Source organism: Microcoleus sp. Pol7_A1 (genome assembly GCF_036701085.1).
Taxonomy (GTDB): domain Bacteria; phylum Cyanobacteriota; class Cyanobacteriia; order Cyanobacteriales; family Microcoleaceae; genus Microcoleus; species Microcoleus asticus.
In genome coordinates this window covers 40,155-54,750 of the sequence record NZ_JAUBQD010000051.1, presented here as the reverse complement: position 1 = coordinate 54,750, position 14,596 = coordinate 40,155, and the positions used below count along the sequence as shown (strand labels likewise).

The 14,596-nt window shown below is 42.7% G+C and carries 4 protein-coding genes; all 4 read left to right on the top strand.

The window, feature by feature from the left end; all coding sequences use genetic code 11:
* The first annotated feature begins 465 nt into the window (after positions 1-465).
* The 4 genes from QUA20_RS23765 to QUA20_RS23750 all read left to right on the top strand — a co-directional run bounded on the left by QUA20_RS23765 (position 466) and on the right by QUA20_RS23750 (position 14,405).
* Positions 466-1,908 carry a cytochrome ubiquinol oxidase subunit I gene (locus tag QUA20_RS23765; RefSeq protein ID WP_333191675.1) on the top strand — a complete coding sequence of 481 codons (1,443 nt, stop codon included), beginning with the start codon at positions 466-468 and terminating at the stop codon, positions 1,906-1,908.
* Positions 1,909-1,916: 8 nt separating this feature from the next.
* Positions 1,917-2,930: a cytochrome d ubiquinol oxidase subunit II gene (gene cydB, locus QUA20_RS23760; protein WP_333191673.1), complete on the top strand. Its 1,014-nt coding sequence runs from the start codon at positions 1,917-1,919 to the stop codon at positions 2,928-2,930.
* A gap of 489 nt (positions 2,931-3,419) precedes the next feature.
* Positions 3,420-8,819, top strand: a complete 5,400-nt coding sequence (locus QUA20_RS23755) for an AAA family ATPase (RefSeq protein ID WP_333191672.1) — start codon at positions 3,420-3,422, stop codon at positions 8,817-8,819.
* A gap of 195 nt (positions 8,820-9,014) precedes the next feature.
* Positions 9,015-14,405, top strand: a complete 5,391-nt coding sequence (locus QUA20_RS23750; protein WP_333191671.1) for an AAA family ATPase — start codon at positions 9,015-9,017, stop codon at positions 14,403-14,405.
* Positions 14,406-14,596 lie beyond the last annotated feature (191 nt).

The following is a 14,596-nucleotide window of genomic DNA, read 5'->3' as shown; positions in this document are numbered from 1 at the left end:
AAATACGTCAATATACTTACACAGAAAAAATCATTTAGGATTGAGCTAGATAGAGAAAATCATTTAGGATTGCTATACCATTTTATATTTTAGATTTTAATGACTGAGCGATAGATTTTCTGTTAATTAATTGCAGAGACTACAAAGGACACGAAAGAAGAGGAAGATTGAGAGCAAGTTTTTTATTTTAAGTTGATTTTGGCACAAAGTCGATATTTTCGTATAATTACTATTATAGCCAGCGCCACGACGGTTATGACGTGCTTAATAGCTGAAACCCTCCATTTAATTGCCCTTTCTCTCGGAATTCTTTCCTCTTCCTCCTTACTTCAAATAGCAAATCTTAATTTTTAATAAAGATAATTGCGTTAATTCTGCACTAAGTAAATTTTTGGGTTACATTATCAATGTCAATTCTGGAATTTTTGCAAGCTAACCTCTCTTGAACTGACAAAGGATATAACAATGGATATCTTATCTAACACCGTGGCGCTGTCGCGGATGCAATTTGCGCTAACCGCCATATTCCATATGCTGTGGCCAGTTCTGACTACGGGAATGGGGATTTATCTGGTAATTGTTGAAGGAATGTGGCTGAAAACTCGCAATCCCGACTACTACCATCACGCTCGTTTTTGGTCTAAACTTTACGTCCTTAACTTCGGAATAGGAGTAGCTTCTGGAATTCCAATGGAATTTCAATTCGGCACAAATTGGGCACCATTTTCTGAAGCGGTTGGTGACTTTTTTGGCAGCATTTTAGGCTTTGAAGCTTCAATGGCATTTATGTTGGAAGCCGGCTTTTTAGGAATTATGCTGTTTGGTTGGGAGCGCGTTCACCCCATCGTCCATTATTTCGCTACAATCATGGTAGCCTTCGGCGCTAACCTATCAACCGTATGGATTTTAGTCGCTAACTCTTGGCTGCAAACTCCTGCCGGCGGAGAAATGGTCAATGGCAAGTTTATTGTCAGCGATTACTTTCAAGCAATTATGAACCCGTTCGCATTAAACAGCATTCTCCATATGTTTTTTGCGACGTTAGAAACTTCGCTGTTTGTCATTGGGGGAATTAGCGCTTGGTACATTCTTAATAAGCGCAACCAAGCCTTTTTTTCCAAGTCTTTAAAAATTGCCATAGCGACAGCAATCGCCGTTGCACCTTTGCAGATATACATCGGACATTTGAGCGCCGAACAAGTTTATCACTATCAACCCACTAAATTAGCAGCAATCGAAGCTAAGTGGGAAACTTCACCAGCGGGAGAGTCAGCAGATTGGACTTTGCTAGCTTTGCCTAATGAAAAAGCCCAAAAAAATGACTGGGAAATTAGCGTGCCCAATGGCTTAGGATACGTTCTGGAATTCAAACAAAAACTCTCCGAACCCGTACTCGGATTGAAGGAATGGAAACCAGAAGATAGACCCAGAATGGTGGGTTTAATCTACTATTGTTTTCGCATCATGTCCGGGATTGGATTCTTCTTTTTAGGACTGATGCTGTTCAGTATAATTCAGTGGATGCGGGGCAAACTTGCTGCTGAAAATATTAGCAGTCAACCTTGGCTGATGCGCGCTTGGGTATTAGCTGCTCCCCTGGGATATATTGCTGTAGAATCGGGTTGGATTGTCCGCTGTGTCGGCAGACAACCTTGGGCTTTATACGGGCAAATTCGCACTGCTGACGCGGTGTCAAACATCCCCGCCAGCAATGTTTTAACTTCTCTCAGTTTCTTTGCCGTTGTTTACAGCTTTTTGTTTGTTTGTGCCTTGTATTTTGGCAGCAGAATTATCCGCCAAGGGCCTAATTTAACTCTGCCAGTACCGGGATTAGACAATGAACCCGCAATCGAAAGTCAACCCGGAGAACACATTCCCGATCAACGTCCCGTAGAAGCACAACAATAGGAGATTGTATGCAAGCTTTGGAGCATTTTCTCCCGCAAGTTTGGTTTGTAATTTTGGCTTTGTTCCTATTGCTATACGTCATGCTAGACGGTTTTGACTTGGGCGTCGGAATCTTGTCTCTGACTGCTGATGACGAGGAACGCAGGGGCATTTTAATGACGAGTTTGGGCAACGTTTGGGACGCGAACGAAACGTGGCTGGTTTTAATGGGAGGCGCTTTATTTGGCGCATTTCCCCTCGCTTACGGCACGATTTTGACAGCGCTGTACATACCGATTTGCATGATGCTGTTTGGTTTGATATTTCGGGCTGTCGCCTTTGAATTTCGCGAGCATTCTAATCGCAAATTATTCTGGAATTATGCCTTTGGTGCTGGCAGTTTTTTAGCAGCTTTAGCTCAAGGATTTGCCTTGGGTGCGGTGCTCGAAGGCATTGCGGTTGATGAAGCCGGTCACTTTGTGGGGACTACTTGGGACTGGCTGGATTGGCGATCGATCTTGGTTGCTTTGACGCTGATTCAAGGCTATGTTTTGATCGGTTCAACCTATCTAATTATGAAAACGGAGGGCGAACTGCAAACAAATCACTATCGCACGGCTAAAATTGCGGCGGTGACAACTTTAATCGGAGCGATTTTAATTACGATCGCCACTCCGATTTTTTACGAAAGTGCTAGATCCAGGTTGTTCGAGAAACCGCTAGTTTATGTCTTTGCCACGATTCCTTTGCTGGGAGTGCTGTTGGTAGGACTGCTGCTGAAAAGTCTCGCAAGCAAAGAAGAACGAACGCCGTTTATCTGGACGATTCTAATTTTTTTGCTTACTTTCATCGGCTTGGGATTGATTGTTTTTCCCTACATTATTCCCTCGCAAATCACAATTTACCAAGCCGCAGCTTCGCCCAGCGCCCTGGTATTTATGATTGTGTTTATGGGCGTTCTGCTCCCGATTATGATTTTTTACAACATCTACAATTATGTTGTTTTTCGGGGTAAGGTTGTCGGCGGTCACTACGGGAAATAAAGCATAATCACACCGCATATGTAAGCAAATATACGCAGATTGTATCAACTAAATATCCTGTTCGATCTGCGTATATTTGCGGTTAAAAGATACAAATAATTGTTTTATAATACCATCACTACATTAGGCAACCATACTATACATAGCGCAAATAGTGCGGAGTAGGGAAAGGAACTCGTTTAAGATTAGCGATCGCACGTCATGCGATTTGAAATTGGAAATTTGAGATTTGAGATTGCTCGCACGGATGAGTCCGGGAATTTTCATCACGATGCCGAGCTTTTTTCAAAGATACACGGATGAATCCGGGGGCGCCGTATCAAATTGCTTTCTGTCAAATAATAGTTGAGAAACATGGGAAAAAAATTACAGTTAATTCTGTCCCTAGCGAAGGTGCAGAGTTTGCGATCGCTATCTTTGTCAAATAATAAAATACAATGGAATAGAAGGTCTTAATTGAACTGTTTTATAATATAGAGTCAACAAGTTATGGATGCGATCGCAAATTTGTCAGGTTATGAGATTACAGAGCAACTTTATGCAGGTACACGTACCCTAGTCTATCGAGGCATCCGTACCCGTGACCAATACCCAGTCGTCATCAAACTGCTGCGAAACGAATACCCCACCTTCAACGAGCTCGTCCAGTTTCGCAACCAATATATCATTGCAAAAAATCTCGACTTCCCTCACATCGTCAAAGCCCTGACGCTGGAAGTATACCGCAATAGCTATGCCCTAGTAATGAAGGACTTTGGCGGAGTCTCCCTATCTACTTATCTCAAAACAGCAACAAATGAAACCCAACCATCTCAAGCTTTACCTTTAGTTGAATTTCTCCAACTTGCCATACAACTAACAGATATTATCCACTATCTCTACCAAAAGCGAGTCATTCACAAAGATATTAAACCCGCTAATATTCTCATTAATCCAGACACCAAACAAATTCAACTAATTGACTTTAGTATTGCATCTCTCCTACCACGCGAAACCCAAGAAATACAGAATCCCAATATCTTAGAAGGAACATTATCCTATCTCTCTCCCGAACAAACAGGACGGATGAATCGAGGCATTGACTATCGCAGTGACTTTTATTCCCTGGGTGTCACCTTTTATGAATTGTTGACAGGAAAGTTGCCATTTATCTCGGATGATCCGATGAAATTGGTACATTGTCATCTCGCCACAAAGTCGAAACCGATCCATCAAATAAATCCAGAAGTTCCCCTAATCTTATCGAAAATTGTCAGTAAGTTGATGGCGAAAAATGCCGAAAACCGCTATCAAAGTGCATTAGGACTAAAGCACGATTTAGAAAATTGTTTATTTCAGTTACAAAAAACAGCCAAAATAGAAAATTTTGAACTCGGAAAGCGAGATATTAGCGATCGCTTTACTATCCCCGAAAAGCTTTACGGTCGAGAAAAAGAAGTTGCTCAACTATTAGCTGCCTTTGAGCGAGTCAGCCTGGGAACAACGGAAATGATGCTAGTAGCAGGTTTTTCGGGAATTGGGAAAACCGCCGTTGTCAATGAAGTTCATAAACCGATTATCCGTCAGCGCGGTTATTTTATTAAAGGCAAATACGATCAATTTCAACGCAACATTCCCTTCAGTGCCTTTGTGCAAGCCTTCCGCGACTTAATGGGTCAATTGCTATCAGAATCGGATACCCAACTGCAAACATGGAAAACCCAGATTTTAGCAGCATTGGGAGACAACGGACAAGTGTTGATTGACGTGATTCCTGAGTTAGAAGGCATAATTGGCGCTCAACTTCCTGCAACTGAATTGTCAGGAAGCGCCGCCCAAAATCGCTTTAATCTGCTCATGCAGAAATTTATGCAAGTTTTTACAAGCAAAGAACATCCTTTAGTGATGTTTTTGGATGACTTGCAATGGGCGGATTCAGCCTCCCTGAATTTACTACAATTATTGATGAGGGATACAGGATATTTATTAGTATTGGGGGCCTATCGAGATAATGAAGTTTCGCCCGTGCATCCATTTATCTTAACAGTGGATGAGATAGTTAAAACTGGGGCAACAGTTAATACGATTACTTTGCAACCGTTAAGCGAACCAGATATGAATTTGTTGGTGGCGGATACGCTGAATTGCGAATCATCCCTGGCCCAACCTTTGACAAATTTAGTCTATCAAAAAACTCAGGGCAATCCTTTCTTTGCCACTCAGTTCCTCAAGGCATTACATGACGATCGGCTCATTAGTTTTAATTGGAATATTCGGCATTGGCAGTGCGATATTGCCCAAGTAAAAACCTTAGCTATAACTGATGATGTCGTTGAATTCATGGCATTGCAATTGCAGAAATTGCCCAGAGAAACTCAGATTTTTCTCACATTAGCTGCTTGTATAGGAGCCCAGTTTGATTTGAATACGTTAGTAATTGTCAGTGAGAAATCTGCTGGAATGACGGCTACGGCTTTATGGAAAGCATTGCAGGAAGGTTTGGTGATTCCCACGACAAAAATCTATAAGTTCTTTACGGAATCGGATAGTGATGAAGTTTTTAAGGCTTCAGCTAACCCAACTTATCGATTTTTACACGATCGCGTCCAGCAAGCCGCCTATTCCCTCATTCCAGATTCACAGAAAAAAGCAACGCATCTCAAAGTCGGACAATTACTTCAGCAAAATTGCTCAGCAATAGAACAAGAGGAAAAACTGTTTGATATTGTTGGGCATTTGAATCGAGGAATTGAGTTAATTACTCAACCGAGCGATCGCCTTGCCTTAGCTCAACTAAACTTAGCAGCCGGACGCAAGGCAAGAAGTTCTACCGCATACAGTGCGGCAAGAGTTTATCTGCAAACGGGCATGGGGCTACTACAGGTAAATTGTTGGCAAAATCAGTATGAATTGACTCTGAACCTCTATGTTGCAGCCGCCGAAGCTGCCTATTTGAATGGTGACTTTGACGGAATGGAGGAGATTGCAGGACTGGTATTGCAAAAAGCTCAGTCGATTTTAGACAAAGTTAAAATTTACGAAATTCAGATTGCCGCACAGATAGCTCAGAGCAAGTCGTTAGCAGCCATTGCAGTAGCCAGAGATGCACTCGGACAATTAGGGGTTGAACTGCCCACCGAAGCTGACGAAGCATTAATTGGCAAAGCGCTACAAACCCTGGCCACCCAACTTGAGGGCAAACCGATTGAAGAACTAGCCGAATTGCCGGTGATGACCGATGCCAAGGCGACTGCTGCCATGCAACTGTTAGCAATATTATTTGCACCCATTATCCAGGGAAGACCAGGTTTACTGCCCCTACTGAGTTCCACGATGGTAAGTTTATCGCTCTCCTGTGGAAATACACCCGCATCAATTGTCGGATATGCGATTCACGGCATGGTGCTGTGTGCCTTTTTGGGAGAGGTTGAAACAGGCTACGCTTTGGGTAAATTGGCATTCTCATTGATTGAGCGCTTCAATGTGAGGGAATTTAAGTGCATAATTCTGGCTATGTTTGGGTTCTATATTCAGCATCACAAGGAAGCTCTCAGAGCAACGATACCGACGCTGAAAGATGGCTATCTAGCAGGCATGGAAACTGGTGATTTTGTCCACGCTGGCTACAGCATAATCAATCACTTTTACGCCAACTTTTTCAGTGGAGTAGAACTAGACACTTTAGAAACCGAAATAGCAGCTTATAGCGCAGTCATGGTGCAGGCAAAGCAAAATTCTGCCCGAGTTTATTTAGGGATGATGGGGCAGATAGTGCGGAACTTGAGGGAAACTGTAAGTCAACCGAATTGTTTAATCGGCGATACCTACGATGAAACCGTGATGCTTCCTAAGCATCATCAGGACAACGAACTTTCGTTGAGCGCTTTTGCTTACATCTACAAACTGCTCCTTGCCTACTTGTTTGGCAATTATCCGGCGGCCCTAGACCACATTGCGCAAGCCGAACAGTATTTTATGGCAGTATCGGGAGTGATTGTTGTTCCCGTTTTCCATTTCTATGTAGCTCTGACGCACTTGGCGCTCTTCCCCACCCAGTCAGAAATGGAACAAGGGGAAATTCTCGTCTCTGTAGAAACCCATCAAACCACTCTGCAACAGTGGGCGAAAAATGCTCCCATGAATCATCTGCATAAGTGGTATTTGGTTGAAGCAGAAAAGCATCGAGTTTTGGGTAATAAAGCTGAGGCGATTGAACACTATGACCGGGCTATATCCCTCGCTAAAGAAAATCAATTTCTTAACGAAGAAGCATTAGCTAATGAACTGGCAGCAAAATTTTATCTAGAGTGGGGTCAAGAAAAATTTGCCAAAATTTATGCACTGGAGGCTTACTATGCCTACAGCCGTTGGGGAGCCAAAGCTAAAGCTATTGATTTAGAACAACGTTATCCTCAATTCCTGCTTCCCATTCTTCAACAAGCTAGCTCCTATGCTTCCTTCAAGGAAACTATTACGCGGGGAACGATTACTTCTACTCACTCTTCTAGCAGCAACTCTGAATTTCTAGATTTGCCTACTCTGATCCAAGCCTCTCAAGTCATTTCTGGGGAGATTGAACTAGATAAACTCCTGACTACTCTCCTAAAAATAGTGATTACAAATGCTGGGGCAAGCCGGTGTGTGTTATTGCTTAAACAAGATATTGAGTTACAGGTAGTAGCCCTTGTCGTAGAGGGGCAGGAACCGCAACTATTACCATCAATACCGCTAGAATCAAGTCAGGATGTAGCGATTAGTTTGGTCAATACTGTCAAGCGGAGTTTGAAACCGCTGGTACATGCCGATGCGAGAGTAAATCCTCAGTTTGCTGGAGATAGTTACATTGAACAGCACCAGCCTAAAAGCGTTCTGTGTAGTCCAATCCTTAATCAAGGCAAGTTGATTGGAATTTTATATCTGGAAAATAACCTGACAGTGGGGGCATTTACGAGCGATCGGGTTCAAGTGCTGAATCTTATTTGCTCTCAAGCCGCCATTTCCTTAGAAAATGCCCGTTTGTATCAAGAATCTCAACAAGCCTTTACAGATCTAAAACAAGCTCAAATAAAAATAGTTCAAAGCGAAAAAATGTCGGCATTGGGGAATTTAATAGCTGGTGTCGCCCACGAAATTAATAACCCGGTTAGCTTCCTTGCTGGCAACATTAGCCCTGCCTTAGACTACATTAATGATTTGTTTGGATTGCTCGATTTGTATCAGCAAGAATATCCTAATTGCAGTGCGGCAATTAAAGATGAAATTGAAGCGATCGACCTCGATTATATCCGGGAAGACTTACCAAAGTTAGTGGGTTCCATGCACGAAGGCGTGAAGCGAATCAAAGGCATTAGCACCAGTCTTCGCATCTTTTCCCGTGCCGATAGCGATCGCCCCGTCCCCTCCAATATCCACGAGGGCCTCGAAAGCACCTTGATGATCCTCAAACATCGCCTCAAAGCTTCGGACACACGCCCAGAGATTCAAGTCATCAAGAAATACGGTGATTTGCCGAAAGTAGAGTGCTATGCAGGGCAGCTAAATCAAGTTTTTATGAATCTGTTGAGTAATGCGATCGATGCTCTGGATGAATCAAATACTGGACGGAGCTTTGCAGAGATTAAAGCGGCTCCTAATAAAATTATTATCGAAACCAAATTATCGGGCGAGCCGCAACAAGTTGTGATTCGGATCGAAGACAATGGGGTTGGCATTAATGAGGGGGTGCGAGACAAGATTTTTGATGATTTATTTACGACGAAGGAAGTCGGTAAAGGGACGGGGTTGGGGTTAGCGATCGCACGGCAGATTGTTGTTGAGAAACACTCGGGTATTTTAGAAGTAAATTCAGCGTTAGGTCAAGGTGCAGAGTTTGTAATTACAATTCCCATCAAGCCAATAGAATCAAGATAGTTGTGATGCAGCAATAAATGACATCCTCCTGTGGTTCGTCCGCAGATCTCGTGCTGGGAAAGGTTGATATTAGAACAATATAGACCATTAGCCAATAAAGTTAAAAACATTAGTATCAATTGGGGATGTTTCCCGCTCTGGTTGATAAACTATACCCTAGAGTTATAGTCGAGCAATTTTTTTGAGGACTGAAAAATGGATGTCATCATTCCCCTAGCTGGGTATCGGCTCGCAGAACAAATCTATGCAGGCTCTCGCACCCTCGTTTATCGGGGTGTTCGAGATAGCGATCGCACTCCTGTCGTCATCAAACTACTACGAAACGAATACCCGAATTTCAACGAACTTGTCGGGTTTCGCAATCAGTACACCATTGCTAAAAATCTTAATTTTCCTAGCATTATCCACCCCTTGACTCTAGAAGTATACCAAAATAGCTATGCCTTAGTCATGGAGGATTTTGGAGGAGTATCTCTATCTACTTATCTCAGGGTTGCTAACGCTCAAAACCCTGCTAAATCTTTATCTTTAACAGAATTTCTCAATCTGGCTCTGCAACTCACAAACATTCTCCACTATCTCTACCAAAACCGAGTCATTCACAAAGATATCAAACCCGCCAATATTTTAATTAATCCCGAAACCAAACAAATTAAACTAATTGACTTTAGTATCGCATCCCTCCTACCGCGAGAAACCCAAGAAATAAAAAATCCCAATGTCTTAGAAGGAACATTAGCCTATCTCTCTCCCGAACAAACCGGACGGATGAATCGAGGCATTGACTATCGCAGTGACTTTTATTCCCTGGGTGTGACCTTTTATGAATTGTTGACAGGCTCGTTACCATTTGTCTCAGAAGATGCGATGGAATTAGTGCATTGTCATCTCGCTAAACAGGCGATACCCATCCATCAACTTCATCCAGAAATCCCCCTAGTTTTATCTGAAATTGTCAGTAAGTTGATGGCAAAAAATGCCGAAAACCGCTATCAAAGTGCATTAGGACTGAAATATGATTTAGAGAAATGTTTAACTCAAGTTCAAGAAACTGGTCAGATTGAATCTTTTGAACTGGGAGACGGAGATATCAGCGATCGCTTTACTATCCCCGAAAAACTCTACGGTAGAGAAAAAGAAGTTACTGAATTATTAGCTGCCTTTGAACGAGTCAGCCTGGGAACAACGGAAATGATGCTAGTGGCAGGTTTTTCGGGAATCGGTAAAACCGCCGTTGTCAATGAAGTTCATAAACCCATTGTCCGTCAGCGCGGTTATTTTATCAAAGGCAAATATGACCAATTTCAGCGGAATATTCCCTTCAGTGCCTTTGTGCAAGCCTTCTGCGACTTAATGGGGCAATTGATCTCCGAATTGGATACCCAACTGCAAACATGGAAAACCCGGATTTTAGCAGCAGTGGGAGATAACGGACAAGTTTTGATTGAGGTAATTCCTGAATTGGAAAACATCATCGGTAAACAGCCGCCAGCAGCAGAACTATCAGGAAGTGCCGCCCAAAATCGCTTTAATATGCTGATGCAGAAATTTGTGCAAGTTTTTACAAGTAAAGAACATCCTTTAGTGATGTTTTTAGATGACTTGCAATGGGCAGACTCCGCATCCCTGAAGTTGCTACAATTATTGATGGAAGATACGGGATATTTATTGGTATTAGGTGCTTATCGGGATAATGAAGTTTCCCTTGTGCATCCATTGATATTCACAGTGAATGAAATTGTCAAAACAGGGGCCAGGGTAAATACAATTACTTTGCCACAGTTAAGCGAACCCGAGCTGAATCGGTTGGTAGCAGATACACTTAATTGCGAGTTATCTATTGCGGAACCTTTAACAAAATTAGTGGCTCAAAAAACCAAAGGTAATCCTTTCTTTGCTACCCAGTGTCTCAAGGCATTACATGACGAGAAGCTGATTACTTTTGATTGGGATATCCGGCATTGGCAATGCGATATTGCTCAAGTTAGAGCTTTAGCTATCACCGATGATGTTGTCGAATTTATGGCAGTGCAATTGCAGAAGCTACCGACACAAACTCAGGAAATTCTCAAGTTAGCTGCTTGTATTGGGACACAGTTTGATATGAATACGCTGGCGATTGTCGGTGAAAAGTCGTCGGAAGAAACAGCAGCATTTCTCTGGAGAGCTTTACAAGAAGGTTTCATTCTTCCCACAACCGAAATTTATAAATTCTTCATTCAAACAGATTCCCTAACTGCCACCCAGTCGGCTGCAAACCAAACTTATAAATTCCTACACGATCGCGTCCAACAAGCGGCTTATTCCCTGATTCCAGACGAGCAAAAACAGATCGCTCACTTAAAAATAGGGCAACTGTTACTGACTCATACATCTGCTACTGAAAAAGAAGAAAAACTGTTTGAGATTGTTAACCAACTTAATATCGGCAAATCCCTGATCCTCTATCAATCTGGGCAAATAGAACTTGCCAAACTCAACCTGAAAGCCGGACAAAAAGCCAGAGCTGCAACTGCCTATACAGCCGCATTTGAGTATTGTACTACGGGCATCGCCTTGTTAGGTGAGGATCGGTGGCAACCGCAGTACGAGCTAACCTTAGCCCTATACGAAGCTGCCACTGAAACCGCTTATCTGAGCGGCAAATTCGCTCAGATGAAACAATTGGCAGCAATCATTACAGAACACTCTAAAAACCTGTTGGATACGATTAAGGTCTATGAAGTTCAAATTCAAGCTGCGCAAGCTCAACATCAATTTCTAGAGGCAGTGCAGATTGCCTTAAAGAGTGTGGAGCGTCTAGGAACCAGTCTTCCAGAGCAACCGAGTCAATTAGATATTGCAAAGGCATTCGAGGCGACTAAATCTATCCTGGCTGGAAGACAACCCCTGGACTTAATAACTCTGCCTCAGATGACTGATCCTAACAAGTTAGCAGCTTTACGGATTCTTAAATCTGTCTCTTCTTCTGCTTTTGTTGCAACTCCAGCGCTCTTACCGTTTATTGTCCTCGAACAGGTAAATTTGTCTGTTCAATATGGCAATGCCTCATTCTCTGCAAATGGGTATGCTTACTATGGACTGATACTTTGTGGGATAGCGGGAGAAATTGAATTTGGCTATCAGTGTGCAAAACTAGCACTTTTATTGCTCGAACATTTTAATGCCAAAGAAATGAAAGCCAGAGTCTATGTCGGAATTTACTGTAGCGTGTGGCATTGGAAAGAACCGCTCAAGAACAGCTTACCTTTTCTCCGGGAAGGCTACCAAGTGGGACTGGAAACAGGAGATTTAGAAGCAGCTATCATTTGCGGATTTATTTACATCTCATACTGTTGGTTTATGGGCAGAGAACTAAGCGATCTCAGTCGAGAGAGTGCTGCCTTCCGAACTCAGATCGCCCACCTCAAGCAAGAAGGACTGACTAGCCATCTAACTGTGTTTCAGCAAGCAATTTTAAATCTGATTGGCGATGCTGCTGAACCTTGGCAGCTTAGTGGAGATGCCTTCGATCGCGAGGAAATTGTGCCAGCCCTCGAGCGATCGGGCGATCGGACTGTGCTTTACTATTTCTATACCAGCGAACTGAGTCTGTGTTATCTGTTTGGCAAGTTTGAGTTGGCGGTGGAAGCGGCGATCGCAGCCGAAAAATATATAGGTGGCGCTACAGGTTTATTCATAGTTCCAATCTGCTACACCTATGATTCTTTAGCGCATCTGGCAATCTATTCTCAGGTTTCCGAGGCACAACAGCAACACATTCTTGAACGGGTAGCTAAAAACCAGGAAAAGATAAAAAAATGGGCCGATCATGCTCCCGAAAATTACCTGCACAAATTTTCTTTAGTTGAAGCCGAGCGCTACCGAGTTTTAGGGCAGAAATCAGAGGCATTAGAATTCTACGATCGCGCCATCTCCCTTGCTAAAGAGCATCAATTCCTCAACGAAGAAGCACTAGCTAATGAACTGGCGGCGAAATTTTACCTAGAATGGGGTAAAGAAAAAATTGCCCAACTTTATGCGATCGAGGCTTACTATGCCTACAGTCGTTGGGGAGCTAAGGCTAAAGTAGAAGATCTGGAAAAATGTTATAGCCAACTCATCGCTCCTATCCTTGAGCAATCTCATCCCTCCACCTCCTTCCAGGGAACTATCAGCCACCAGGAAACTATTGCTTCTACGCGCTCTTCTAGTAGCGTTTCTGAAGTTCTAGATTTGGCTAGTCTACTCAAAGCTTCTCAAACCCTTTCTGGGGAGATTGAACTCGATAAACTCTTAGCTACTCTCCTAAAAATAGCGATCGCCAATGCTGGAGCAAGTAAGTGTGTCTTGCTACTCAAACAAGATAGTAATTTACAGGTAACAGCCCTTGTAGAAGAGGAACAGGAAGCGCAGCTATTACCATCCATACCTCTAGAATTAAGTTTGGATGTAGCAATTAGTTTGGTGAATACTGTCAAGCGGAGTTTGGCACCTCTGGTACTGGCTGATGCTAGGGTAAATCCTCAGTTTGCAGGCGATCCCTATATTGAGCAGCACCAGCCTAAAAGTATTCTTTGCAGTCCAATTCTTAGCCAAGGTAAGTTAATTGGAATTTTATATCTGGAAAATAACGTGACGGTTGGGGCATTCACGAGCGATCGGGTTGAGGTTCTGAATTTGCTCTGCTCTCAAGCCGCCATTTCCTTAGAAAATGCCCGTTTGTATCAAGAATCTCAACAAGCATTTACAGAGCTCAAACAAGCTCAAATAAAAATAGTTCAAAGCGAAAAAATGTCGGCATTGGGGAATTTAATAGCTGGTGTAGCCCACGAAATTAATAATCCAGTTGGTTTTCTGGTTGGTAATATTCAACCAGCCTTAGAGCATATCAAAGATTTGTTTGGATTGCTCGATTTGTATCAACAAAAATATCCCCAACTCGATCCAGAGATTCAAGAGGAAATCGAGGACATCGATCTGGACTACATCCGGGAAGATTTACCGAAATTAGTAGGTTCGATGCGGGAAGGCGTGAAGCGGATTCGGAATATTAGTACGAGTCTACGGACATTCTCGCGTGCCGATACTAACTATCCCGTAGCTTGCAATATCCACGATGGCATCGATAGCACCATTATGATCTTGAAACATCGCCTCAAGGCTAACGAAACTCGTCCAGAAATCAAAGTGATTAGGGAATACGGTAACTTACCACAAGTGGAGTGTTATGCCGGACAGTTGAATCAAGTATTTATGAATTTGTTAGCTAATGCGATCGATGCTTTAGATGAATCAAATCAAGGACGACCTTATGCAGGAATCGCCAATCAAATTACTATTAAAACCGAAATTGATGGAAACAAAAACCAAGCGATTATTCGCATTAAAGATAACGGTTTGGGCATGAGTGAGGCAGTGCGAGAGAAGGTTTTTGATGAGTTATTTACTACCAAAGGAGTAGGTAAAGGGACTGGGTTGGGATTGGCGATCGCGCGTCAGATTGTTGTTGAGAAACACTCGGGTATTTTAGAAGTAAATTCAGCGTTAGGTCAAGGTGCAGAGTTTTTGATTACAATTCCCGTCAAGACAATAGAATCAAGATAGTTGTGATGCAGCAATGAATGACATCCTCCTGTGGTTCGTCCGCAGATATCGTGCTGAGAAAGGTTGATATTAGAACAATATAGACCATTAGCCAATAAAGTTAAAAACATTAGTATCAATTGGGGACGTTTCCCGATCTGGTTGATAAACTATACCCTAGAGTTATAGTTTATCAATTTTTTTGAGGACTA

Coding starts and splice junctions, on each gene's coding strand:
- QUA20_RS23765 (WP_333191675.1), top strand. CDS start 466: ATGGATATCTTATCTAACACCGTGGCGCTGTCGCGGATGCAATTTGCG.
- cydB (WP_333191673.1), top strand. CDS start 1,917: ATGCAAGCTTTGGAGCATTTTCTCCCGCAAGTTTGGTTTGTAATTTTG.
- QUA20_RS23755 (WP_333191672.1), top strand. CDS start 3,420: ATGGATGCGATCGCAAATTTGTCAGGTTATGAGATTACAGAGCAACTT.
- QUA20_RS23750 (WP_333191671.1), top strand. CDS start 9,015: ATGGATGTCATCATTCCCCTAGCTGGGTATCGGCTCGCAGAACAAATC.